The following is a 22,002-nucleotide window of genomic DNA, read 5'->3' as shown; positions in this document are numbered from 1 at the left end:
GGGGTTCCTTCTTTCAGCGGAATTCAGCGGGATTCAGCGGGGGAGTGAGACCAGATGGTCGTCTGGCGCGATCACCGTGACGCTCGATCCGGGTGTCAGGGTCGCGCCGCCGCGTACGTCGGCGAGCAGCCTGACGGTCGCGCCCGACGGGTCGACCACCTCGAGCGAGACCAGCAGGTCGACGCCGCGGAAGGCCACGTCGACCACCGTCGCGTCAAGGCCCTGACCTTTCTCGGCGAGGCGCAGATGCTCGGGCCGGATGGTCAGAGGGGTGCCGTCGGCCGCGGTGAGGAAGTTCTCGTAGCCGAGGAACTCGGCGACGAAGCGGTCAGCCGGGCGGGGGAAGATCTGCTGAGGAGAGCCCTGCTGCACGATCCTGCCCTCGTTCATGATGACCATCTCGTCGGACATCTCCAGCGCCTCGTCCTGGTCATGTGTGACGAGGATGACGGTCAGCTTGGTCTCCGCCTGGATGCGCCTGATCTCGGCCCGCATCTGGACGCGCAGGCGGGCGTCGAGGTTGGACAGCGGCTCGTCGAGCAGCAGGAGTTTGGGCCTGATCGCGATCGCCCTGGCCAGTGCCACCCGCTGCTGCTGCCCGCCGGAGAGCTTTTTCGGCTTGCGGTCGGCCAGGTGCGCGAGCCCGACCAGCTCGAGCGTCTCCATGACCCGCGACCGTCTCTCCGCGGACGGCACCTTGCGCAGCTTGAGCCCGTAACCGACGTTGTCGGCCACCGTCATGTGCGGGAACAGCGCGTACGACTGGAAGACCATCCCCAGATTCCGCTTCTCCGGCGGCGTGCGCGTGCTGTCGATCCCGTCGATGCGGATCGTCCCCGACGTCGGTGCCGAGTAGCCCGCGATCATCCTGAGCGTGGTGGTCTTGCCGCAGCCGCTCGGGCCCAGCAGCGTCGTCAGCTTCCCCGATGGCACGGCGAGGTCGATCTCATCGACGGCGGTGAAGGAGCCGAACCTCTGGGTGACTCCGATCAACTCGGCGGCGGCGGTCATTGGTTGATCCCTCCGAAGATCTTGGCGAATCCGACCGTGCGCTCGGCGATCACCGCGATGACCACGGTGGCGGCCAGGATGAGGGTGGAAGCGGCGGCGACCATCGGGTCATAGGACTGCTGTACGTAGTCGAGCATCGTCACCGGCAGCGTCCGGAAGTCGCGGCCCTGCAGCAGGAGCGACAGCGGCACGTTGTTGACGGACGTGACCATGCTGAGCAGCCCGGCAGAGAAGATTCCCGGACGCAGGACGGGCAACGTCACGTTGAAGAACGCGCGCAGCGGCGAGGCACCGAGACCCCGGGCGGCCTCCTCCAGCACGGGGTCGGCCAGCGCGAGCGAGGCGCCGGTCACGCGTACCGCGTAAGGCAGCATCAGCGCCGTGTGCCCGACCAGCAGGGTGCTGAAGTTGTCCAGGCCCAGGCCGACCATCAGCTGCTGGAACAGCGCGAGGCCGACGACCAGCTCAGGGACGATGAGCGGCGACAGGAACAACCCCTCGACCAGGCCCTTGCCAGGCAGCTTGCCCCGGTGGATGGCCAGCGTGACGGGCACGCCGAGCAGCAGCGCGAGCGCGGTGGCGAGCACGGCGAGCTCCAGGCTGGAGATCGCGGCCTCGATGAACGGCTCGTAGCCGAGCGCCTCGTCGAACCAGCGCAGCGAGATCCCGTCGGGCGGGAACCTCAGGGTGCTTCCCGCCGTGAAGGCGGTGGCGACCACGAAGATGATCGGCACGATCATGATGACGTAGCCGATGACCGCGAGCGCCGCTGTGATCGGCCGCTTCATGAGGTGGCCCCCTTCCGCCCGATCAGCGAGGACAGCCCGGAGACCAGGAAGACCAGGACCGTCATGATGAGCGCCGTCGCCGAGGCGGAGGCCCAGTCGACCGTGGTGCTGGCGTAGTTGAAGAGCTGCGTGGAGAGCATCCGCTGACTGGACCCGCCGAGCAGATAAGGCGTGGTGTAGGCGGTGACGGACCCCGCGAAGACCAGGGTGGCGGCCACCACGATGCCCGGCATGGTCAGCGGGATGACGATGTTCCACATCGTGCGGATCCTGCTCCCGCCGAGCCCGCGCGAGGCGTCGTCCAGGCCGGGATCGACCTGGGCGACGGCCGAGTAGCAGGAGATGATCGCCAGCGGCAGGAACAGCTGGGTGAGACCCAGGACGATCGCCAGCTTGGTGTAGAGCAGCTGCGGCGCCACGTCGACGATGCCGAGCTGAACGAGCAACTGGCCGAGCGCCCCCTTGGAGCCGAGGATCACCAGCCAGCCGAACGTCCGCACCACGTTGCTCAGCATCAATGGGAAGATCGCCACTGCCAGGAAGACCCCGCTCCAGCGTGACGGCGAGCGGGCGAGCCAGTAGGCGATGGGAAAGCCGAGGACGACGCAGATGATCGTGACAGCCAGGGCCAGCCCGACCGTGCGCCCGATCACCTCCAGGTCGTAGGAGTCCGTGAGCATCTCGCCCAGGCGTGCGAAGATCTTGCTGGTCGGCACGTCCGGCGGCGCGAAGAGCATCGCGGCGGAGGGGATGAGGAAACCTGCCACGAGAAGGACGAGACCAGGCACCAGTAGAAAGGCCGATTTGCGGGAGATGTCGGCGTCCTTTCTCAGTGGCGTACGCTTGTGTGGAACCGGTTGCGGAACCGGTTCCATGAAGCCTGACCATAGATTATGAGCGGCCCCGCGCACAAACCCCTGTGTGAATTCCGTGTAACGACGACTCAAGGAGGATCAGTGCCGACACTCGCGGACGTCGCCGCGCTGGCCGGGGTGTCCAAGGCGACGGCCTCCCGTGCCCTGGGCCGGCCTGACCTGGCCGCCCCGGAAACGGTGGCTCGCGTCCGCGCGGCCGCTGAGCAGCTCGGATTCGTCCCCAACCGGGCGGCCACCCAACTGGCCCGTGGGAAGACCGGGGTGGTCGCGGTCGTGGTGCCCACGCTCGACAATACCTTCTTCACTCCGATCATCGGCGGCGCCCAGGCGCGCGCGGCCGACTCGGGCATGCAGCTGACCATCGCGGTGCACTCTCTGGAGCACGCGGTTCAGCTCGCCGCGGTCGAGCATCTCGCGCACCAGGTCGACGGCTTCCTGCTCACCGCGCCCCGAGGTTCGGACGAGATCGTCCGCGCCGCCGCGTCGTACAAGCCGACCGTGCTCATCGACCGCGAGATCGAGGGCATGACCTCGGCGGTCGCCGACACGGCCACCGCCTTCGGCGCGCTCGTCACCTGGTACGTCGAGAAGGGCCACGAGCGCATCGTCTACATCGGCGGCCCCGCGGGCTCCTGGCAGGACCGCCAGCGCCAGGCGGCCATCCGCGCCGCGGCCGAGTCGAGCGGCGCGACGCTGACCATGCTCGGCCCCTACCCCTCGACGTTCGCCGCCGGCGTGGGGACGGCGGAGGCCGTGGTGGCCGCCCGCGCCACCGCCGTGGTCCCCTATGCGACCTCGATCGGCCTTGGCCTCATGTTCGCCCTGCTCAGCCGCGGAATCCGCGACGTCGTAGTCAGCTCGGAGCGCATGGTCGTCGAGAGCCTCGGCCTGGGCGACGTCCCCTCGATCGACGTGGACGGCGAAAGGCTCGGCGAGGTGGCCATGGACCAGCTCATGACCCTCCTCGGCGAACGCAAGGAGCCACCACCCACCAGGCGTCGCCTCACCGTCCCGATCAGCTAGGCGGATCTTTTCCTATTCGGCCGGCCCAGGTCTCGGCGCCGCACGGACGTGCGCGCGTTCGCCTTGTTTCCCGATGAGACTCAGGAACTCGACGGGGCCGGCGCTGGTGGCCCCGAACCAGTGCGGGGTACGCGTGTCGAACTCCGCGGCCTCCCCGGGCTTGAGGATGAGGTCGTGTTCGCCGAGTACGAGGCGGAGCGTTCCGTTGAGGACATAGGCCCAGTCGTAGCCCTCGTGGGTGCGCAGGTCGGGTTCGGCGTCGTCGCTTCCGGTCGGGAGGACGAACTTGTAGGCCTGGATCCCTCCGGGCCTCCGGGTCAGCGGCAGGATGACCGAGCCGTCGCCGCAGGGGATGGGACGCAGATTGACGCGGGGGTCGCCGGTCGGCGGCGCGTCGACGAGCTCGTCGATGGTGACCCCGTAGACGCGGGCGAGCGGCAGCAACTGCTCGAGCGTGGGACGGCGCAGGCCCGCCTCGAGCCGGGACAAGGTGCTGACGGAGATGCCGGTCTCCGCCGCGAGGTCGGCGAGCGTGACGTCGCGATGCAGCCGAAGGCGTTTCAACCTCGGGCCGACAGCGTCAAGAGTGCGGTTTATGGCTTCATCCACCCCGCCATTTTGCCATTCGGCAACAACGTTTGCGCATCCGCCTCCTCTATCAGCAGCATGAACGAACGCACCGCGAACGAGGGGGACGACCTATGACGCACGGATTCGACAAGGACTTCTGGGAGCGGCACTGGCAACAGGGCCCCGGCTCCATGGGCGGCAACCCGCCGAACCCGTACCTCGCTCGTGAGACCAGCGGCCTGACACCGGGCACAGCACTGGACGCGGGGTGCGGCGGCGGTGCCGAGGCGATCTGGCTCGCCTCCCACGGCTGGCACGTCACCGCCGCCGACATCTCCTCCGAGGCCCTCGCTCGCGCTGCCGAGCGCGCGGCGACGAGCGGGGCGTCCGAGCGCTTGCGGTGGGTCGAGGCGGACCTGAGTGTCTGGCGCCCGGACGAGCGGTTTGACCTGGTCATGACCCACTACGCCCACCCGGCGATGCCTCAACTGGACTTCTACCACCGCATCGCCGGATGGGTGGCTCCCGGTGGCACGCTGCTCATCGTGGGGCACCTGCACACCCCGGGCTCCACCGGCCACGGGCACCACCCTCTTGCTGAAGCGTCGGTCACCTCCGCGGCCGTCACCGCGCGCATGGACGGCATGGACTGGGAGATCGTCACAGCGGACGAGCATTTCCGCACGCTCACCGGCGACGGGGGCCGGGCGGTCCCGCTCCAGGATGTCGTCGTGCGCGCCACCCGACGCCGGTAACCACACCATCCGACAGCGCCAGAGCCCCGCCGCTCCGGCGCCGATTCCCCTTGCCTTCTTGAAAGGAATCCCATGAGTACGGAAGCCCCCGACCCGACCATCCAAGACCCACGACAGCGAGGTACGATCTTGGTCGCGGTCTGCATCGCGCTCATGGCGGTCCTGTTCGTCTACGTTCTCGCGCGCGGTCCGCGGCAACGGACCCCGGGTTCCGGTAGCGGCAGCCGTGAATCCAACGATGTAGTCGCCGACCTGCGCTGACTCACCGTCGACCCGCTCCCGGGCCTGGTCACGCTATTGAAGGCAGCACACAGAATTCATTGCCATCGGGATCGGCCATCACAACCTGACCGACCCCGTGCTGGCCGGTGTCGATTCGGGTCGCTCCGAGGGAGACGAGACGGTCGACCTCCGCTTGCTGATCGCTGTGCGCGGGCGGAGCGAGGTCGAAGTGCATCCGGTTCTTCCCGGTCTTCGGCCTCACGGGCGGACCGCCCCACGTGATCTTCGGACCGCCGTGCGGCGAACGGATCGCGGTCTCTTGGTCCTGGTCCCAGACCAAGGGCCAGCCCAGTGCTTGGCTCCAGAAGTACCCGACCTCCTGCGAACCGTCGGACGCGAGCGCGCCGATGAATCCGCAGTCGGCGAGGAAGTTGTTGCCCGGCCCGATGACGCAGAACTCGTTGCCTTCGGGGTCGGCGAGCACCACATGATCCTCTTCCGGGAGTTGCCCGACGTCGATGTGCTGGGCGCCGAGTTCGAGCGCCCTCGCCACCGTCTGCTCCTGGTCCTCGAGCGACGTGCTCGTCAGATCGAAGTGCGTCTGGTTCGGGTCGGTCTTCTTCTCCTGGGTCGCCAGAAATCGGATCCGGAACCCGGTGTCATCGTTCGGCAGGAGCGTGATGCCATCGTGAGAGTCATCGGCCATCTCCCAGCCCAGGACCCCGGCCCAGAAGCGCGCGAGAGGGAGGGGGTCGTTCGCATCGAAACTGAGCGCGACGAGCTGAGAAGCCATGGCGCATCTCCAATCCGCTGACTCACAAGCGCAGACAGGACGTGTCCTTCTGGCGCATGACGGAGCAACGCTAGCCCGCTCGAGGACGGCGACGCCAACGATTTTGCGGCAGAAGGCGAAACCACCGGCAGGCCGGTGACTACGACGACGGGCCGGGTGACTGAAGCTTGCGGCGCAGGTCGCCCGCCTGGGGGTGGCCGAGCTCGCGGAGGATCTCGTACGCTTCCAGCCAGCGTTCGCGGGCAGTCTGCCAGTCGCCGATGGCCTCGCTCACGTCGCCGAGATGCCCGAGCAGCTGGGCGCGCAACCCCGGGCTCTCCATCGTGCCGATCCGGCGGAGGCCGCTCTCGTAGTGCCTGATCGCCGACTCCGGGTCGCCCAGCCGCTGGTGGAGCACACCCAGTGTGTCCCAGGTGACCACTTCGTTGGCCAGGTCGCCCGCTCGTTGTTGCAGGTCGAGCGCTCGTTCGTGGTACGACAGGGCCTCCTGGCAGGCGCCGATCTCGGAGAGGTACCAGCCCACGGCGAGGCTGGCCTTGCCCGCCCAGAGCGGGTCGTCGAGCTCGGTGAAGAGCGACAACGCCTGCTCGGCCTGGTCGAGCGCCTGCTCACGGTCGCCCTGCAACCAATAGACGTAGGAGAGGACGAAACGGCTCTCCGCCTCGCCTGCCCGGTGTCCGGCGGCGAGGCTCAGGTCGAGCGCCTGCCGCATGTGGGCGTGCGCGTCGTCGAACCGGTCGAGGCGGCCGTGCACCGCGCTCAAGAAGCGGTGCGCGTGCGCCGCCGCGGGCCGGTCGGTCAGGGCGGTCGCCGCGCGCAGTGCCACCGCCCACGCCGCGCCCTCGTCCTGCCAGCGTCGCTGGTCGTTCAGGAACGTGTCCAGCGCCCAGCTCAACTGCCAGGCGTGCCGGTGCATGCCCTCCTCCTCGGCCTGCCGCAGCGCGGTGAGCAAGACCGCCTGCTCGGTTCTCAGCCAGTCCAGGGCGGCGGGGAGGTCGAACGCGCGTTTCGGCTCGGCGCCGTCCGTGGGCGCGGTGAGGGTCATCGGGATGGGTGCGCGCACCGGGTTCAGCACCAGTTCGGCGTGGTACGCGGTGTGCGTGTAGTGGTCGAGCAGCCGAGTCAGCGCCGCCTGCCGCGCGGCCTCGGACTCCTCGGCCATGGCACGTTCACGGGCGTAGGCGTGCAGCAGGTCGTGCGTCCGGTAGCGGCCGGGCGCGTGCTCGGTGACCAGGCTGGCGTGGGTCAGTTCGGCCAGCGTCCGCCGGACCTCGGACAGTGCCCGTCCGGCCAGCGCGGCCACCGCCGTCACCGCGATGTCGGCGCTGGTGGCGAGCCCGAGCAGCCGGAACAGCCGGGCGGAGGCCGGGCTCAGCGCGTCGTAGGACCAGGAGAACACGGCGTCGATCTCCAGGGCCGCGAGCCGGTCGCCCGGGTGGCGCAGCTCGGCGGCGATCGCCGAGGGCGGGAAGCCGGTCAGCCGCGCCCGCGCGCCGACCAGCGCCAGCGCCAGCGGAAGCCGTCCGCACGCGGCCACGATCGCCGCCACGCTGGCGGGATCGGTGCCCGGGCCCAGCCGGTGGCTGAGCAGTTCGACCGCCTCGTCGACCTCCGGCACGTCCAGGCTCAGCGCGGCGGCGCCGGTCTGCGCGACCAGATCGGTGAGCTGACGGCGGCTGGTGACGACCGTACGGGCGGCCGGGCCCCCGGGCAGCAGCGGCCGGACCTGGTCGGCGTCGCGGGCGTTGTCGAGCACGACCAGCAGGCGGCGGCCGACGGACCGGCTGCGGTAGAGCGCCGCCTGCGCGTCGAAGCCGGAGGGGATGCGGTCGGGCGGCACCCCGAGCGCGTCCAGGAATCCGCGGATCACCTCGGCGGGATCGACCGTCGTGTGGTGCGAGAAGCCGCGCAGGTCCACGTAGAGCTGGCCGTCGGGAAAACGCGGCGCGGCCAGGCGGGACCAGTGCACGGCGAGCGAGGTCTTGCCCACGCCGGCCGGGCCGGAGATGGTGACCACCGCGGCCGTGGCCGCGTCGAGGACGCGTAGCGCCGCGGCACGGCCGGTGAAGCCGTCGACTTCGCCGGGTAACTGCGCGGGCGTCGGCGGATGACCGGCGTCCGGTTGCGCGGCGAGCTGGAAGGCGGTGCGGTCCGCCGGGGACAGTTTCAGCGTCTCGGCCAGCACGCGGACGGTGCTGGCCCGGGGAACCGTGACGCGGCCGGACTCGATCTCACGGATCTGCCGCTCGCTGACGCCTGACAGCGCGGCCAGTTCCTCCTGTGTGAGCAGTGCCCGTACCCGGAACTCGCGCAGCGCGTCGCCGAACATCGATCCCCTTCCGGCCGGTCCACAGTACGCGATCACGTCCGCGCGCCCGCAGCCTAACCGCCGGTCAACCGCCGGTCGAGCGCCTGCCGTCCGAACTGCCGCGACTGGTTTCCTGAGGGAGCCTCACCCTCCAGCCTGATGGGATGCCATGGGCACCATTCGGATGAGAACCATCACGCTTCTGCTCCTGTTCATGTGCGCGCTGGTCGCGGCGCCGGGCGCCGCCGCGGCCACCACGACGAAGACGGCGACCGGCTGCGACGGCATCAGGGACCGATTACCGTCACTCGCCCGCCAGGGCAAGAAGAAGGTCCTGTGCGTCGCGCCGGTGGCACAACCGCCCCCCAAGCCGGCCCTGACCACGGCGAGCGCCGCCGCCACCCCGCCGCCCCTGCCCGCCTGGTGCATCGACCCTCCTGACGACCAGACAAAGAGCGCGTGGAAGACCAGGCGATTCGCCTCCTGCCTGATCAACTACGCGACGGTCAGCCTCTACGACACCGTGACGGGGTCCCTGCTCGGCCGCACCACCCTGAACTACATCCACTACATCGCCATGTTCTACGACAGCCTCGAACTCACCGACGTCTTCGCGATCGTGCGCTTCAACTCCGAAGGGGCGCTGACCTCGGATGACGCCATCAATTTCCGTCTGGCGGTCAGCTGTTCCTACGGCTGCACGGCGGGCGACTTCGGCCCTGCGATCACGCTGCCGGAGAACTCCCCCCAATACCTGACCCCGCCCATACCCCATCTCGTGAACGTGCCCGCGAACGGGCAACGCACCATTCACACCACCTACGACCTGCAGGTGGCGCATCCGGGCGGCGACACGGAAGTCGTCAACGTCTTCCCGCCGGAGAAGGGCCCCTACCCCTCGCCGGACATTCGCTGCGACAGGATTCTCAGCGGCGCCGGCTGCGTCATACCGACCTTCTTCCCCACGCTCGACGGGCTGACCGAATATCCGCAGGTCAGGGCGCACATCAGGACGGCGCAGGCCGGCGGGCTCCCCGGGGCCCCCGGGACCACCCCGCTCCACCGGCTGGCCGACGAGGCCAAGGCCGTGAAGAACCGGGAGATCGCCTGCCCCGACTGGCGGCCCCGTCCCACGGGATACACCTGCGACGAATATCCCATGGCGCGTACGCGGGAGGGCGCCTGGACGAGCGGCGGCGCGTTCAGCTGGGCCATGGTCCCCAAGGACGAGAACGAGGGCGCCGGAGGGAAATACGGAGCGCTCGTCCGCTATCAGCGGCTGCTGGACTGGGACGCCTTCTGGGTCGATCCCAACTGATCACGCACATTCGCCAGTGAAAGGACAGTCATGAGTGCTGGAAAGTCGACGACCTCGAACCGATTCGTGAAGATCCTCCTCGCCGTGATCATCGGCGCGGCGGCCGGGGCCGTCGTTCCGGTCTCCGCCGCGAGCGCCACCCCATCCGAGTGCGACCAGTCCGGGGTTCCCGACTACTACCAGGTCGTCGTTGGCTCGAGCCCCGATCTGGGCGACCGTCGCCTCCAGTTGTGGAACGGCGGCGCCTTCAACTACAGCTACGCCAGGCTCTCACCCCGCAATTCGGGCGAGCAGGTCTGGGTGGACCGCAGCCTGCAGGGAATGCCCAGCAGCCTGCCCATGTATCCCACCACCGAACAAGTCAACGCGAACGGCGGCTGGAAGCAGTGCGGTCCTTTCTCCAGTTCGGAGAGCAGCCTCGTCCTGAACTGGAACACCAGCCAGCAGCGGCACTACGCGGCCCGGGCCTGCGCGCGCACCGCGATACTCGGTAGCTTCTGCGGCAACTGGTACATCGACCGGAGCTGACCGCCGCAGCCACCATCGCCGCCGGCGCCCTCCTGGCCGGTCCCGCGCGAACAGCGGGTTCCAGATCACCTGGCACAAGTGACCCACCTCGCTCCACGGCCTCGTTCCCATACCGGGAACGGGGCCTTCCCGTTGGTGGCCGGGCGCCCGCCGCTGCGCGCTCAGCCGGCGGCAGCGCCGAACCACTTGGGCAGCCGGCTGAGCAGCCCCTGCTGATCTCCACCGACCCACGCCACGTGACCGTCCGGCCGCAGCAGCACCGCGGGCACGTCCAGTTCCTCACTGACGTCGACGACGTGATCGACCGGTCTGCCCAGCCCGCCACCGAGAGCCGGCCGGTCTGGTCGAGCAGCAGCCCGCGGCCGCCGTGCATCAACTCGTAGAGGCGCCCGCGCTTCAGCTGCACGTCCCGCAACCGCCGGCCGAGCAGTTCATGCCCCTCGCCGAAGTCGTAGCGCACCCCGATCCCAGTGATCTTCTCGATCAGGTACCGGTTCACCTCCTCGAAGTCCATCAGTTCCGACACCAGCCGGCGCACTGACCGGGGGCCCGGCTCGAGGGACAGCAGCTCCATCTGCGCGCGGGTGTTGTCCAGCACGTCGGCGGCCACCGGGTGCCGTTCGGTGTGGTAGCTGTCCAGCAGCCCCTCCGGCGCCCAGCCGCCGACCTCGGCGGCCAGTTTCCAGCCGAGGTTGAACGAGTCCTGGATGCCGAGGTTGAGCCCCTGCCCGCCGGTCGGCGGGTGGATGTGCGCCGCGTCGCCGGCCAGCAGCACCCGGCCGGTGCGGTAGTGCTCGGCCAGCCGGGTGGCGTCGCCGAAGCGGGAGAGCCAGCGCGGTGAGCGCACGCCGAAGTCGGTGCCCGCGTAGGCCCGCAACTGCTGCTTGAACTCCTTGAGGGTCGGCGGAACCGTGCGGTCCTCGGCCACCCCTTCAGCGGGCACGACGACGCGATACACCCCGTCCCCGAGGGGAATGGCGCCGAACCGCAGTTGCGTCTTGCGGACCTCCGTGACGACGGCGGCGACCGTCGCCGGATCCTCGGTCAGCTCCATCTCGCCCAGCAGCGTCTCGACCTTGGCGGGCTCGCCGGGGAAGCCGACGCCGAGCAGCTTGCGCACCGTGCTGCGGCCGCCGTCGCAACCGACGAGGTAGCGCGAGCGCACCCGCGTGCCGTCGGCCAGCTCGACGGTCACCCCGTGCTCGTCCTGGCTCAGCCCGACCAGCTCGCAGCCGCGCCGGATCTCGACGCCGACCTCGGTGGCGTGCTCGGTCAGCAGGCGCTCGGTGGTGGTCTGCGGGATGCCGAGCATGTACGGATGCGCGGTGTCCAACCGGTCGGGCCACGGCTTGGTGATGCCGGCGAAGAACCCACCGTTCGGGTACTGCTGGCCGAGCGCGAGGAACCGCTCCAGCAGACCGCGCTGGTCCAGCACCTCGATGCTGCGCATGTGCAGACCGAGCGCGCGGACGTACGCGGTCGGCTCCGTCTCCTTCTCCAGTACGAGAGCGTGCACGCCGTGCAGCCGCAACTCGCCGGCCAGCATCAAGCCGGTCGGTCCGCCACCGGCGACGATCACGTCGATCATGAACCCCCCCATTCGACGTCCCGCGAGGCCTATACGTACTTCACGAACCTCTGATTTCCGCAGGTTCTGGCCTCGGCCGACGATTCTGCAGCACGACCCGGGTCTTGCCGCAAGCCCCCCGCTGCGCTATACGTTGAGAGTGGCAGGGAGTTGCGAAACCTCCTTGCCTTTGCTTTTTTGCCGTCCGTATCGCGGCGACCACGCCGACCGGCTCCGAGGTCACCAGCGCGGCGAGGCCGCCGGAGCGCACCACGCGGTCGAAGGCGTAGGCACGGATCAGCTCGGCGGCGCGGACCAGGACGTCGGCCCGCTCCTGCGGCGTGGGGCCACGGGCCGTGGTCGAAGGCGGCGCGGGCGGCCGCCGGCTTGACCCACTCACCTCCGATGTAGAACTCACACCGGTACATCAGTGATCGTTCATTGCGCTCGCCTTCCTGCTGGGGCTTGGTTCACGAGGAATTTGCGCAGTTCGCGGTGGGGGTTGTCACCAGGTGACGGGCAGCTCGTAGGCCCCGTAGACGAATCCGTCGTGCTTGAAGGGGATCGGCTCCACCTCGGTGGCGAGTGCCAGGGTGGGGATCCGCCGCAGGAGGGCGGGGTAGGCGACTTGCAGTTCCATCCGCGCCAGGGGCTGGCCCAGGCACTGGTGTACCCCGTACCCGAAACTCACGTGGAGCCGGGCGTTGCGCTGGAGGTCCAGCAGGTCCGGGTCGGGGAAGACGGACGGGTCGCGGTACAGACGATGTGGGTATGCGTGCGCAGGTCCTCGTACTCACGCACCTGGATGATGTCGTTGATGCGGAGGTCGCCGTCATCGGTGGGCGGGTGAGCGTCGGCGGGGCAGGAACAGTACGTGCCAGTCGGCGTGATCGGCGATCAGCGCCGCGGCGGGCAGCCCGATGGCACCCCGACGCCCATGGAGGAGCTCATGGTCGCGGTGGCCGCGCCGAGCCGTTCGGGCGGCAGTTCGTCGCGCATGATGCTGATGCCCAGCGGGATGACACCGGCCGACAATCCCTGTAACGCTCGTCCGACGATCATCGGAGTCAGGTCGGCGGACAGGCCCGCGATCGCCGAGCCGACCGTCAGCAGGGCGAGGCTGATCAGCAGCATCCGCCGCTTGCCGAACATGTCGCCCAGCCGCCCCACCACCGGGGTGGCCACGGCGGCGGCGAGCAGGGTGGCGGTCACCGCCCAGGTCGCGTCGGAGGCGGAGGCGCCCAGGAGCGAGGGGAGTCTGGGGACCAGCGGGATCACCAAGGTCTGCATCGACGCCGTCACGATCCCGGCGAAGGCCAGGACCGCCACGATCGCGCCCGACCGCGGCGGGGCGGATGTCCTGGGATCAGCGGATCCGGCAAGGACTTGGGACACGGGGAAGCCTCCATCTGGGTGGTCATGCAGACAGCAAAGTAAACCATACGATTGACTTAATTAAGCCAAATGATTGACTTGGGTGGGCGTGAAGGTTCCCTACGATGCGGTGACGGTCGAGATCGAGATCGAGGAGACGGCGATGGCGGGTAGGACGGCGCGGCCCGAGCGGGGCGGCGCGACCCGGGAGTTGATCCTGGCCACGGCGGAGCGGTTGTACGCCGAACATGGTGTGCACGCGGTGTCGAACCGCCAGATCAGTGAGGCGGCGGGGCAGGGCAACAGCGCCGCGGTGGGTTACCACTTCGGCACGAAGGCCGATCTGGTGCGCGCGATCGCCCGCAAACACGCCGATCAGATGGAGGAACTGCGGATGTGGATGGTGGCCGACGCCGCCGGCTCCACGGATGTCCGCGATTGGGTGGCTTGTCTGGTGCGCCCGTTCATCCGGCATCTGGCGGCTCAGGGCAGTCCCACTTGGTACGCGCGGTTCCGCGCCCAGGTGATGGCCGATCCGGCGCTCTACCAGATCACGATCGAGGAGTCGCTCCCGTCACCGTCGCTGCGGCTGCTCGTGGACGGCCTGAACCGGTGCATTTCCGATCTTCCGCCCGAGGTACGCGAGGCGCGCTGGGCCATGGCGCGTCATGTGATCGTGCACATGTGCGTCGAGCGGGAACGTGCCCTGGCCGAGGGCACGCCCACCCTCCAGCCGAGCTGGGACGACCTCGCCGCCAGTCTGATCGACGCGATCGTCGGACTGTGGCTGGCCCCGGTGACACATCGTTCGTGAACGGCCCGCTGCCACGCCGCGGCTTCGCACCGCGGTCGCGTGGCGCTGTCGACAGAGAAAGATTCGCGGAAGGACGGACAACCATGACCAGCACCCTGCATTCCGCCGATGAGAGCCCGGCTGAGGTTCCGGAGTTCCCGATGGCGCGGGCGGCGGGCTGCCCGTTCGACCCGGCCCCTGGCCTGTACGCCCAACGAGAGCAGGGTCCGCTGACCAGGGTCCGGCTGTGGGACGGCAGCACCCCCTGATTGGTCACCGGCTACGCCGAACAGCGGGCCGTGCTGGGGGCTCGCAGGTCAGCGCCGATCTCAGCCGTCCCGGCTACCCCGCCACGGTGCCGCTTCCTGCCGGTGGCGTGAAGCGCAGCGACCCCGATGTGTTCTCCGACCCGGACCAACTGGACATCCAGCGCGACGCCCGCCGCCACGTGGCCTTCGGCTTCGGCGTCCGCCAGTGCCTGGGCCAACCGCTGGCCCGCATGGAGCTCCAGGTCGTCTACAGCACCCTCTACCGGCGCATCCCGACGTTGAAACTGGCGACTGAGCTGGACCAGGTTCCGTTCAAATACAACGGGATGGTCTACGGCGTCCACGAACTCCCTGTCACCTGGTGACTGCCCAGCATGCGATCCGCCACAGGCAGCGTTCACTCGATGACGGAGCGAACTACCTCGACGGCCAGGTTCGCCTTGTCCGACGAATGGAACGACATCAGAGCCGAAATTCGCCGGACGATACGCGATGTGAGCAACCGCGCGGGCTATGCCTCACCCAGGTAGCGCGGTTCGCTCAGGAAGTCATCCTGAACTCGCGTAGTGACCCGCGCCCGGTCCCGTGCTCGCGTGAGGTACGCGGCAGCACCCGCGAACGCCGCCGCGATCAACAACACCACCAAGAACCCCGCCCCCGTCGGCACCAGCGCGAAGTTGTGGATCAAGCCCGCGATCACCACGAAGTGGAGGCCGGCCAGCAGTTCCAGCCGGTCGTGCGTCACCTGGGACTCAACGACGAACAACACCAGCAGGACCGGCAGATAGGCGGGTACCCACGAACTTCGAGGATCGTCGCCGATCTGAAGGCTGATGACGCCGCAGGTGACCAGAACTGTGGCCGTCATGCCCAGCACGATCGGCCGCCAGGCTCTTTGCCGCCCCGAGTCCAGACCCACGCGGAAGATGAGCGCGCCGAGGAGGGCCAAGGTCGTCATCGATACGGTTGTCGGGCCGTCCACCTCGGCCACCGAGATGGGAACCACCAGGTCGATGATCATCGCTGTGACTGCCAACAGGCCGGCGACGGCCGCGACGGCCCTGGCCGGGCCCTCCAGGGCCAAGGCCATCTCCAGGAGCACCACCAGCAGGATGAGCACGGTACCCGTGAGGGTCATCATCGCCTCGAACGGGGCGTGGAGCCGATTGACCGCGATGATCTGAGCGAACAGCCCCACATGGAGCGCGGCCAGGCCGGCCGCGGCACCCAGTAGCGCCGTACGTGGTCGGCCTTCTCTGAGCAGGCCGATCACCATCGCGGTGCCCACGAGCAGCAGGAACAACGTCGGATGGGCGCCGCCCTGCAGCCACAGGTATCCGATGCCGGACTCGCGATCCCTCGGGCCGACCAGCAGGAGGAGCACGGACAGGAAGGCGAGGGCGCGCAGGGCCGGAGTCCACGGGCGACGCCGGCTCGCGAAGGCATCTCGGGGAACGATCTCGTCTTCGTCTCGCCGCGAGGAGGATCGCCGGTTGATCGCCGACTCGGTTGTGGGAGCGGGCTCCCCTGCAGGCGTCGTTCTCGGCTGGGCGCCTATGCCCTTCGCGGCCACCGGTCTTACGGGTGGTACCGCCGGCGGAACGGCGGGCCCGGCAGGTAGCGAGGCGGTGTCGGCGCTGAGGGCCTGGGCCGCGGCGGCCGAGACCATCCGGCTGTCGTCGTCGGCCAGCCTTTCCAGCGTCAGCCGGGCCGCCAAGGCCAGACCTGCGTGGCGACTGCCCCGCAGCCGGGCCAGCGCGTCGATCGTACCGGCCCTGATATCCGCGATCGGATGGTCGACGGCCTCCTGAAGCTCGGGCGGCAACGGCGCCGGCCGACTCACGGGGCGGCTGCGTCGCGCGATGACCAGGTCCCCCTGCACGTCGAACGTCCACTTGCCCGGCGTCTGCTTGGGCGTGCCGGTTCGTACCTTGTCGTACACATAGTCGTACAGCTCGTGGATGCCCACGTAGCCGTCCTGGTCACGGTCGGCGTCGCCCGTCTTGAGCCCTTCCACGAGCGCGCTGGTGAACACCGAGGGCGACGTGTCCCGGGCATCGGCCAGCTCGGGTCCGTCGAAGGCGTACTCCAGAGCGTTGGAGGCGGTGATGACCACCCGCCCGCGCCCGCCGAACTGCTCCTCGACGTGGAGGTCCGAGCCCGCCCGTGGTAGCGCGCCGCGCCCGAAGGCGCCCGCGTAGCAGCAGTCGAGCAGCAACACGATGCGCCGGCATCGGCTGCGGCTCATCAGCCGGTTGACGAACTCGGCGGACACAGCGGTGGCGCCGAGGCGGTTGAGCTTGGTGGTGGGGGTGGCGAAGTACAGCTCGCCGTTGTCGTTCTTGACCCCGTGGCCGGAGAAGTGCAGCAGGAGCAGGTCGTCGGGGTGCCGGTCGGCGAAGAACTCCTCGACGGCCTCGTTGATGACGGCGGTGGACTCGTTCAGCATCGTACGTACGTCGAACCCGCCGATGGCCGCGTCCCCGAGCACCCCGGCCAGCGCTTCGGCGTCGAGGGCCGGCGCCCGCAGCCGCCGCAACCCGGGATCACGGTACTCGTCGCCGGCCACGATCAGCGCCATCCGCCGACCTGTCCGTGCGGGTGCGTCCGGCTGTCTACGGTGTAACCACACGTCGATGAGCTCGCGCTGCTCCTTGGACGCGATTCCGGTCACCTCCAGCACGTCACCCTCTACGTCCAGCTTGACCGAACGGTGCTGGTTGCGAGAGAGCCAGGCGGTCACCGCGTTCAGGATCGTTGCCAGCACCTCCGTACCTGCCAGCCCGATCACCAGTCCGCCGAGCGTGAACGTCAGGTCCCCCCGGGCGCCCTCCGGAGCTTGCGCCCCTTCTTCAGCGCTCACCATCACGTCCAGCTCCAGCAGCTCGTCCTTGAGGCTGGCAGCGGCCTGGTCCAGGTCCTGCGCATCGGCGGCGGCGTCGATCACCTGAACGCGCAGCCGGGTCGTCTCACTCGCCATGGGCCCACCCCCGCTGAGACAGGACGCCTCGAGCAAGGCGCCTAACGCATATTACGCACTATGTGACGGTGAGTCACTGCGCATTCTCATTGCGTTGACTACTTGAAGGAAGGTGGGTCAACGCGCAGGCGCCGGGCCGCCTAGCATGGAGGCATGGTCGCTGGCTTGGTGACCCTGTTTCTCTGTGGCGACGTCATGCTCGGCCGCGGTGTGGACCAGGTCCTGCCGCATCCCGGTGATCCCGCCCTGTGTGAGCCGCACGTCGACGACGCGCGCACCTACGTCGAGCTCGCCGAGGCGGTCAACGGGCCGATTCCGCGCCCCGTCGACTTCTCCTGGCCCTGGGGCGACGCGCTGTCGGTCCTGGATGCGTACGCGCAGGACGCCCGGGTGGTGAACCTGGAGACGAGCGTGACCAAGAGCGATGCGTTCGCACCGGGCAAGGCGCTCCACTACCGCATGAACCCCGACAACCTTCCGTGCCTGGCCATGGTCCGGCCCGACGCCTGCGTACTGGCGAACAATCACATGCTCGACTTCGGTCGCGCCGGGCTCGCCGAGACGCTCGACGCGCTGGCCTCCGCCGGGCTCGCGGCCGCCGGGGCGGGGCGAGACCTGGACGAGGCGCGCCGCCCGGCGACCGTGTGCCTGCCGGGAGGCCGGCGCGTGCTGGTGTTCGCGTTCGGCATGCCCTCCAGCGGCGTGCCGCCGGACTGGGCGGCGGCCCCGGACCGCTCCGGCGTCGACTTCGTGCCGGAGCCGTCGCCGGCCGCCGCGGCCGCGATCGTCGAGCGGGTACGGGGGGAGAAGCGGCCGGGGGATATCGCGGTGGCCTCCGTCCACTGGGGCTCCAACTGGGGGTATCCGGTCTCCCGGGAACAGGTCCTCTTCGCGCACGCGCTCATCGACGGCGGCGTCGACGTGGTACACGGGCACTCCTCGCACCATCCGCGCCCGATCGAGGTGTATCGCGGCCGGCTGATCCTGTACGGCTGCGGAGACCTGATCGACGACTACGAGGGGATCAGCGGGTACGAGGAGTACCACGACGACCTGCGGCTGCTCTACCTCGCCTCGCTCGAGGCGGACTCCGGACGGCTTGCCGCCCTGCGCATGGCGCCCGTGCGGGCCCGGCGCATGCGGCTCTGCCACGCCGAACCCGGCGACGCCGAGTGGCTGCGCGCGACCCTCGACAAGGCCGGACGCGGTTTCGGGGGACGGATCCGCAGCGAGCCCGGCGGCATGCTCGTCTTGGCGGAGGCCTGAGCGTGGCGGGCTCCCCGCAGGGCGCCGATGGCGGGCGACACGATCTGTCGCATCGGCTCGATGACAAAGCCGATCGTCGCCGCGTGTGCGATGACGCTCATCGAGGACTGCCCGCTGGCCGGTTCTCATGGCTGCGCTGGCCTTTATCGTGCTGCTCGGGCTGGGTCGTCAGGGTGCTCGGACATCACCAACGTGAAGGCCGCCGCTCAAACCCTCGCCGAACGCGTCGAAGAACAGTGGCGCACGGAATCCCGGCACCGCCTGGTGCACGACCCGCGTCCCATGCCAGTGCGCCGGCGGCGCACCGCCCATGAGGCGCTGATGAGCCCACCCCATCTGATCACTACGTCACCCCGCTCCACCGGCCATGCTGAGAAGCTGTCCGCAGTGAGCACGCCCTTGAAGTTCTTGATCACTGAACTAGGGTGTCAGCGCATGAACACGGACAACTGGCTGGAGGACACCCGGTCCTCCTATGACACGGTCGCATTCAGCTACGCCGACCAGATGCGCGAGGCGCTGGGCGAGTACCCGTATCTCCGGGCAGCCCTGTCGTTGTTCGCTGAGCTGGTTCGCACCGGCGGAGGCGGACTGGTGGCTGATGTGGGTTGCGGACCTGGGCATGTCACGGCTCACCTGCAGGAGTTGGGCCTCGACGCGTTCGGAATCGACCTTTCTCCCGTGATGATCGACGTGGCCCGGCGTGACCATCCCCATCTGCGGTTCGAGGTGGGGTCTATGACCGATCTCGACCTCCCTGACGCCTCAGTCGCCGCCCTGATCGCTTTCTGGTCGCTGATTCACGTCCCCGACGACGCGGTTCCCACGGCCTTCGGTCACTTCAAGCGGGTGCTACGGCCCGGCGGGACGCTGCTGCTCGGGTTTCACGTCGGCGACGAATCACGGCTGAAGACGCGGGGGTACGGCGGCCATCCCATGAAGGTCCATGTTAACCGGCGTCAGCCCACGCAGGTGGCGGGCTGGCTGGGCGATGCCGGGTTCACGGTCGAGGCCCAAATGCTGCTCAACCTCGACGAGAGCGCTCCAGAGGCGGTTCTCTTTGCGCGCGTCCAGGCGAAGACCTGAGACAGCGGCGAGATCTTCAACAAGCAGACTTGAGGGGGAAGGGCGCGCCAACCTTACTTGCCTCACATGACTGACAACTAAGAATCACGCAAGTAGCCGCCACCTGTAACCGGTGGTCGCAATTCGCGATCGTGCTTCGGCGGCGTTATTAATCTACAATGTAAAGGCGGTCGGCGGCTAGGTCGAGAGAGGTGGCGGGGGAGCCGAGTGCCAGGGTGATGTCCTGGTCCGCGTAGAACCCCGGCTCCAGGACATCGAAGTCGCCGACCTCGGTAGTTGCCCAGGAGATAGCCCTTGGACGGCGCGGGGTGGAGATGCGGCGCTGGCTCCGGCCAGGCTCGCCCCGATGATGACGATGCCGGCATCGGCAGACATGACAATGCTCTCCTAGATGCTGATATGTCAGATGATCTCGAGGTTGGCCATCATGCCCATGTCCTCGTGCTCGGCGTTGTGGCAGTGGAAGAGGTAACGGCCTCGGTAACCGTCGAAACGGGTGATGATCTCCACCGATTCGCCCGGCCGCAAGGAGACGGTGTCCTTGAGACCCGCGTCGTGCGGCAGCGGCGGCCGGCCGCCGCGTGAGAGCACCCGGAAGCCGACCAGGTGCAGGTGGACGGGATGATGAACGTCGGCGATCAGCCGCCACACCTCGACATCGCCCAGACTGGCGGTGACATCGGAGCGGCTTGGGTCGAACGGCAGGCCGCCGATCAGCCACCCGTGACCACCGCGCATCCGCCCGGTACGGAAGGAGAACTCGCGCACCCTGACGGCGTCCGACCTGCGCCAAGCCGGCAGATCGTCCGAGAGCGTGCGCGGGATGCGGCTGTCGTCGGTGGCGTTGCGCGCGATGCGGAAGGCCATCACGTCGCGGGTACGGCCAGAGCCGAGCCGGTTGACGACTCTGACGCGGCTGCCGATCGCGACACCGGAGAAGTCGATGATCACGTCGTAGCGTTCGGCCGGCGCGATCGGCAGGGCGCGGTGGGTGACCGGCGCCGCGAGCAGTCCCTGGTCGGCGCCGATCTGGACGAGGTCGAGCCGGTGCCCGTCGTCGGTGACCGCTTCGAGTTCGTAGTGCCGGGCATTGGAGGCGTTCAGGATGCGCAGCCGGTAGCGGGCCGCGTCGGCCTCGTGTACGGGCCAGGGGGCGCCGTTGACCAAGATCACGTCGCCGAGGACGCCGGCGAGATACGGGTCGGTCACGCCCGGCCGCTCCCGCAGGGTGGGGTCGAGGGCGGGGTAGGCGAGGCTGCCGTCGGCGGCGAACGTTCGGTCGGCGATCATCAGAGGTAGTTCGCGTGGCCCCGTGGGCAGGCCGAGTGCGTCCTCGGCGTCGTCGCGGACGATGTGCAGCCCGGCCAGGCCGCGCCAGATCGCCGGGGCGGTGAAGTCCATCCGGTGGTCGTGGTACCACAGCAGCGTCGGCCGCTGGTCCAGCGGAAAGGTGTAGTCCCGTGTCAGCTTGGTCACCACCGCACGCGGATCGTGCATGCCGTGCCCCGTGTGCATGGCGGTCTCCGGCCAGCCCTCGGGCAGGACGAGGTCGGTCGGGTACCCGTCGGAAGCCGCCGGGGTCCGTCCGCCGTGCAGGTGTACGACGGTCGGCACGGGCAGTTCATTGCGGTGCGTCACGGTGATCGGCCGGCCGCGGCGCGACTCGATCGTCGGCCCTGGGAAGGTGCCTTCGTAGGTCCATAGCGGGGTCCTGATGCCGGGCAGGATTTCCATGCTCGCTTCGCGCTGGGTGATCGCGTAACGGTCGGTGCCGCCCGAGGTGCTGACCGGTGCCAGTACGGAGGGGATCGGCAGCGGCACCTGGAAAGGCGGCGGTAGCGGTAGGGCACTGCGCGACTCGGCACCGGTGATCGACGGCCTGCGCGCCAGCGCCGCCGAGGCCGACAGCCCGGTGGCCGCCATCAGCCCGAGCGCCCCGCCGATGCCCAGTACCTGCCGCCTGGTCATGTCACGCTCACGCATCGCGGGCCTCCCGCGCTCGACGCGGCAAGGGTTGGCGCCAGAGGGCGATGAACAGTACGACGAGCGCGACGACGGTCATCACCCCCAACGGGATGTGCAACCACAGCGCGCCGTCCAACCCGGCGAAGTACTGCACGGTCTCGGCCGCCACCACCGCCAACGTGGCAAGGAACGGCCAGACCTGACGCAGCCGAATCCACACCACGATCGCCACGATCACCTGCAGATAGCCGATGGAGGTGACCACGTCGGCGCCGACCGCGTGCCAGCGCAGACTGTCGAAGTCACCGGTCAGGTACGCCCCGGCGAACACCGGCTGGCCGACGATCGCCACCACATGCGCGCTGACGGCGGCCCGTAATGTCCACCCCGTGGGTGTCGTCCGATGCGCGGCATCGGATCCCAGGCGGTTGGCCATGAGGGATCCTCCTCACTCTGTCCCATGTGCAAACGCTTAGACACTATGGCTTGTGAGTTATCTTGCCTAAGATCA

Annotated in this window: 19 protein-coding genes and 2 pseudogenes; 9 read left to right on the top strand and 12 right to left on the bottom strand. The window is 68.9% G+C overall.

What is annotated here, in order from left to right; genetic code table 11:
• Positions 1–33: 33 nt before the first annotated feature.
• The 3 genes from KLK06_RS48320 to KLK06_RS48310 are packed head-to-tail and all read right to left on the bottom strand — an operon-like array spanning position 34 to position 2,566.
• Complete coding sequence (locus KLK06_RS48320) at positions 34–1,011, bottom strand: ABC transporter ATP-binding protein (RefSeq protein WP_214642503.1); 978 nt, start codon at positions 1,009–1,011, stop codon at positions 34–36.
• Complete coding sequence (locus KLK06_RS48315; protein WP_214642502.1) at positions 1,008–1,799, bottom strand: ABC transporter permease; 792 nt, start codon at positions 1,797–1,799, stop codon at positions 1,008–1,010. Before KLK06_RS48315 ends, KLK06_RS48320 begins: the two co-directional genes overlap by 4 nt.
• Positions 1,796–2,566: an ABC transporter permease gene (locus KLK06_RS48310; RefSeq protein ID WP_308168773.1), complete on the bottom strand. Its 771-nt coding sequence runs from the start codon at positions 2,564–2,566 to the stop codon at positions 1,796–1,798. Before KLK06_RS48310 ends, KLK06_RS48315 begins: the two co-directional genes overlap by 4 nt.
• 189 nt (positions 2,567–2,755) lie before the next feature.
• Here KLK06_RS48310 and KLK06_RS48305 point away from each other — a divergent pair, with 189 nt between their 5' ends.
• The gene (locus KLK06_RS48305) at positions 2,756–3,697 is read left to right on the top strand and encodes a LacI family DNA-binding transcriptional regulator (protein WP_214642500.1); all 942 of its coding nucleotides are present in this window, start codon (positions 2,756–2,758) and stop codon (positions 3,695–3,697) included.
• A gap of 12 nt (positions 3,698–3,709) precedes the next feature.
• On the opposite strand, the gene KLK06_RS48300 is transcribed toward KLK06_RS48305, so the two are convergent.
• Positions 3,710–4,306, bottom strand: coding sequence for a helix-turn-helix domain-containing protein (locus KLK06_RS48300; protein ID WP_214642499.1), 597 nt, complete (start codon positions 4,304–4,306; stop codon positions 3,710–3,712).
• Positions 4,307–4,398: 92 nt separating this feature from the next.
• Between KLK06_RS48300 and KLK06_RS48295 the strand changes: the two genes are divergently transcribed.
• The gene (locus tag KLK06_RS48295; RefSeq protein ID WP_214642498.1) at positions 4,399–5,022 is read left to right on the top strand and encodes a bifunctional 2-polyprenyl-6-hydroxyphenol methylase/3-demethylubiquinol 3-O-methyltransferase UbiG; all 624 of its coding nucleotides are present in this window, start codon (positions 4,399–4,401) and stop codon (positions 5,020–5,022) included.
• 289 nt (positions 5,023–5,311) lie between these two features.
• On the opposite strand, the gene KLK06_RS48290 is transcribed toward KLK06_RS48295, so the two are convergent.
• Positions 5,312–6,037, bottom strand: a complete 726-nt coding sequence (locus KLK06_RS48290) for a VOC family protein (RefSeq protein ID WP_214642497.1) — start codon at positions 6,035–6,037, stop codon at positions 5,312–5,314.
• A 139-nt stretch (positions 6,038–6,176) separates the two neighbouring features.
• On the bottom strand, positions 6,177–8,366 hold the full coding sequence (locus tag KLK06_RS48285) for a tetratricopeptide repeat protein (RefSeq protein WP_214642496.1): 2,190 nt from the start codon (positions 8,364–8,366) through the stop codon (positions 6,177–6,179).
• 163 nt (positions 8,367–8,529) lie between these two features.
• Between KLK06_RS48285 and KLK06_RS48280 the strand changes: the two genes are divergently transcribed.
• The gene (locus KLK06_RS48280; RefSeq protein ID WP_214642495.1) at positions 8,530–9,663 is read left to right on the top strand and encodes a hypothetical protein; all 1,134 of its coding nucleotides are present in this window, start codon (positions 8,530–8,532) and stop codon (positions 9,661–9,663) included.
• 30 nt (positions 9,664–9,693) lie between these two features.
• Positions 9,694–10,191: a hypothetical protein gene (locus KLK06_RS48275; protein ID WP_214642494.1), complete on the top strand. Its 498-nt coding sequence runs from the start codon at positions 9,694–9,696 to the stop codon at positions 10,189–10,191.
• A gap of 161 nt (positions 10,192–10,352) precedes the next feature.
• On the opposite strand, the pseudogene rox reads toward KLK06_RS48275, so the two are convergent.
• The 3 genes and pseudogenes from rox to KLK06_RS48260 form a co-directional block, all read right to left on the bottom strand.
• A pseudogene (gene rox, locus KLK06_RS48270) lies at positions 10,353–11,779 on the bottom strand (rifampin monooxygenase).
• A gap of 484 nt (positions 11,780–12,263) precedes the next feature.
• Positions 12,264–12,518: a cytochrome P450 gene (locus KLK06_RS48265; protein WP_214642569.1), complete on the bottom strand. Its 255-nt coding sequence runs from the start codon at positions 12,516–12,518 to the stop codon at positions 12,264–12,266.
• A 105-nt stretch (positions 12,519–12,623) separates the two neighbouring features.
• Positions 12,624–13,048 (bottom strand): annotated as a pseudogene (locus KLK06_RS48260) (MFS transporter); the annotation flags it as partial.
• A gap of 247 nt (positions 13,049–13,295) precedes the next feature.
• Here KLK06_RS48260 and KLK06_RS48255 point away from each other — a divergent pair.
• From KLK06_RS48255 to KLK06_RS60825, 3 genes are all read left to right on the top strand, one after another.
• Positions 13,296–13,946 carry a TetR/AcrR family transcriptional regulator gene (locus KLK06_RS48255; RefSeq protein WP_214642568.1) on the top strand — a complete coding sequence of 217 codons (651 nt, stop codon included), beginning with the start codon at positions 13,296–13,298 and terminating at the stop codon, positions 13,944–13,946.
• 83 nt (positions 13,947–14,029) lie between these two features.
• A complete protein-coding gene (locus tag KLK06_RS60830) occupies positions 14,030–14,194 on the top strand; it encodes a hypothetical protein (RefSeq protein WP_250907178.1) in 165 nt (54 codons plus the stop codon).
• A gap of 86 nt (positions 14,195–14,280) precedes the next feature.
• The gene (locus KLK06_RS60825; protein ID WP_308168772.1) at positions 14,281–14,559 is read left to right on the top strand and encodes a cytochrome P450; all 279 of its coding nucleotides are present in this window, start codon (positions 14,281–14,283) and stop codon (positions 14,557–14,559) included.
• 146 nt (positions 14,560–14,705) lie between these two features.
• On the opposite strand, the gene KLK06_RS48245 is transcribed toward KLK06_RS60825, so the two are convergent.
• The gene (locus tag KLK06_RS48245; protein WP_214642493.1) at positions 14,706–17,174 is read right to left on the bottom strand and encodes a caspase family protein; all 2,469 of its coding nucleotides are present in this window, start codon (positions 17,172–17,174) and stop codon (positions 14,706–14,708) included.
• Positions 17,175–17,327: 153 nt separating this feature from the next.
• On the opposite strand from KLK06_RS48245, the gene KLK06_RS48240 reads away from it, so the two are divergent.
• Positions 17,328–18,440 carry a CapA family protein gene (locus KLK06_RS48240; protein ID WP_214642492.1) on the top strand — a complete coding sequence of 371 codons (1,113 nt, stop codon included), beginning with the start codon at positions 17,328–17,330 and terminating at the stop codon, positions 18,438–18,440.
• Positions 18,441–18,467: 27 nt separating this feature from the next.
• Complete coding sequence (locus KLK06_RS48235) at positions 18,468–19,526, top strand: class I SAM-dependent methyltransferase (protein ID WP_214642491.1); 1,059 nt, start codon at positions 18,468–18,470, stop codon at positions 19,524–19,526.
• Positions 19,527–19,928: 402 nt separating this feature from the next.
• Here KLK06_RS48235 and KLK06_RS48230 read toward each other — a convergent pair whose 3' ends face one another.
• Together KLK06_RS48230 and KLK06_RS48225 are read right to left on the bottom strand one after the other, a co-directional pair.
• Positions 19,929–21,509, bottom strand: a complete 1,581-nt coding sequence (locus KLK06_RS48230; RefSeq protein ID WP_250907177.1) for a multicopper oxidase family protein — start codon at positions 21,507–21,509, stop codon at positions 19,929–19,931.
• A complete protein-coding gene (locus KLK06_RS48225; protein ID WP_214642490.1) occupies positions 21,502–21,927 on the bottom strand; it encodes a hypothetical protein in 426 nt (141 codons plus the stop codon). Before KLK06_RS48225 ends, KLK06_RS48230 begins: the two co-directional genes overlap by 8 nt.
• Positions 21,928–22,002: the final 75 nt, after the last annotated feature.

Source organism: Nonomuraea sp. NEAU-A123 (assembly GCF_018603905.1).
Taxonomy (GTDB): Bacteria; Actinomycetota; Actinomycetes; order Streptosporangiales; family Streptosporangiaceae; genus Nonomuraea.
Note: the sequence above shows the minus strand (reverse complement) of the source record. Positions and strands in the feature narration are given on the sequence as shown.

Bases quoted from the DNA above. Each gene is read 5' to 3' on its own strand.
- KLK06_RS48320 (WP_214642503.1), bottom strand. From the start codon at position 1,011: ATGACCGCCGCCGCCGAGTTGATCGGAGTCACCCAGAGGTTCGGCTCC.
- KLK06_RS48315 (WP_214642502.1), bottom strand. From the start codon at position 1,799: ATGAAGCGGCCGATCACAGCGGCGCTCGCGGTCATCGGCTACGTCATC.
- KLK06_RS48295 (WP_214642498.1), top strand. From the start codon at position 4,399: ATGACGCACGGATTCGACAAGGACTTCTGGGAGCGGCACTGGCAACAG.
- KLK06_RS48290 (WP_214642497.1), bottom strand. From the start codon at position 6,037: ATGGCTTCTCAGCTCGTCGCGCTCAGTTTCGATGCGAACGACCCCCTC.
- KLK06_RS48285 (WP_214642496.1), bottom strand. From the start codon at position 8,366: ATGTTCGGCGACGCGCTGCGCGAGTTCCGGGTACGGGCACTGCTCACA.
- KLK06_RS48280 (WP_214642495.1), top strand. From the start codon at position 8,530: ATGAGAACCATCACGCTTCTGCTCCTGTTCATGTGCGCGCTGGTCGCG.
- KLK06_RS48275 (WP_214642494.1), top strand. From the start codon at position 9,694: ATGAGTGCTGGAAAGTCGACGACCTCGAACCGATTCGTGAAGATCCTC.
- KLK06_RS48255 (WP_214642568.1), top strand. From the start codon at position 13,296: ATGGCGGGTAGGACGGCGCGGCCCGAGCGGGGCGGCGCGACCCGGGAG.
- KLK06_RS60830 (WP_250907178.1), top strand. From the start codon at position 14,030: ATGACCAGCACCCTGCATTCCGCCGATGAGAGCCCGGCTGAGGTTCCG.
- KLK06_RS48245 (WP_214642493.1), bottom strand. From the start codon at position 17,174: ATGGCGAGTGAGACGACCCGGCTGCGCGTTCAGGTGATCGACGCCGCC.
- KLK06_RS48240 (WP_214642492.1), top strand. From the start codon at position 17,328: ATGGTCGCTGGCTTGGTGACCCTGTTTCTCTGTGGCGACGTCATGCTC.
- KLK06_RS48235 (WP_214642491.1), top strand. From the start codon at position 18,468: ATGGCGGGCGACACGATCTGTCGCATCGGCTCGATGACAAAGCCGATC.
- KLK06_RS48230 (WP_250907177.1), bottom strand. From the start codon at position 21,509: ATGCGTGAGCGTGACATGACCAGGCGGCAGGTACTGGGCATCGGCGGG.
- KLK06_RS48225 (WP_214642490.1), bottom strand. From the start codon at position 21,927: ATGGCCAACCGCCTGGGATCCGATGCCGCGCATCGGACGACACCCACG.